Below are 1,433 nucleotides of genomic sequence, written 5' to 3'. Positions count from 1 at the left end.
CACCTGCTACAATTACTCTATCAGCTAAAGCAGTACCACCGACTCTAATGTCAGATGCTCCTCCACCGTTACCACCAATTGCATTCGTACAAACTGAGGTGCCTGCTGTACCACCACCATTATAACCATTTTGTCCTCCAACATATATATTAAGGACTTGGCCAGGGGTTACGGCTAATCTACCAGATGCTACACCTCCTAAACCTCCTAAAACCCCTTGATTATTACTGCCACCTTGAGCCCCATTTGCTGTAATATCTATCTCAGTTACCCCTGCAGGTACGATAAATGTTTGAAGGTTTCCTGTGAAATTAAATGTTTCTGTAATTGGTTGAGATGCGGATATTGATGTTACTGAAGGCGTTACTTCAATGGTAGAAGTAATTGGAGTATTTGTAGTGTTTGTGGCTACAAATGATGTTATATTTCCTGTACCACTCGATGCTAAACCTATCGCACTATTTGAATTTGTCCAGTTATAAACAGTATTTTGATTGTTCCCAGTAAAATTAATTGCTGTTGTTGTGGCACCGTTGCACAATATTTGGTTTCCTACTGAACTAACGGTTGGCAAGTCAAAAACGGTTATTGCAGTTGTGGCGGTAGCAGTTCCACCACCACTTGAAGAAACAACAACCGTATATACACCATTCAAACTACTAGTAGCATTGGTGAATGAGGGATTCTGAGAAGATGAACTAAATGAATTGGGTCCGGTCCAGAGATAAGTTACCCCACCTGTTGCACTTAAATTTAGTGTACTTCCACTACAAATAGGCGAATTATTGCTCGCATAGGCTTCACTTAAAGCCACAAGTGTGGTTGCACTTGCGGAACAACCATTATTTGTGACAGTTATTGAATAAGTACCTGAAGCTGCTGTGGTTACATTGACTATACTTGGATTTTGAAGTGATGAATTAAATGAGTTGGGTCCCGTCCAAGCGTAAGTTCCTCCACCAGAACTACTTAGATTGAGTGTTCCACCTGCAATCACTGGTGAGTTACTACTTGGATTCGGCACCGGTAAGGCATTTATCACTACACTTGTGGTAGCACTCGTTGTACAGCCATTGGCATCCGTTACTGTCAAAGTATATGTACCATTTGCCGCCGTAGTTACGTTTGTAATGCTTGGATTTTGCGTATTCGCAATAAACGAATTTGGCCCTGTCCATGCATAAGTACTCATTCCACTCGCAGAATTAAAACTCAAGGTAGTTTCGGCACATTTAGGTGAATCTGAACTTGGATTGGGTATAGGTAAGGCACTGATTGTTACCACGGATGAAGCTGTAGCTGTACAGCCATTTGCTCCAGTCACTGTTACGGTGAAAGTGCCAGCTGTAGTGATAGTTGCCATTGCTGTATTGGCCGAGTAAGAATTTGGTCCTGACCATTGGTAGCTTGTACCTCCAGAGGCGGTTCTGGTT

1 pseudogene is annotated in these 1,433 nt (G+C 42.3%); it reads right to left on the bottom strand.

What is annotated here, in order from left to right:
* Positions 1–1,433: pseudogene (locus EGI31_RS25605) on the bottom strand (glycine-rich protein); the annotation flags it as partial.

The sequence above is a fragment of the Lacihabitans soyangensis genome, from assembly GCF_024343775.1.
Taxonomy (GTDB): Bacteria; Bacteroidota; Bacteroidia; order Cytophagales; family Spirosomataceae; genus Leadbetterella; species Leadbetterella soyangensis.
This window is presented reverse-complemented; position numbering and strand designations above follow the sequence as displayed.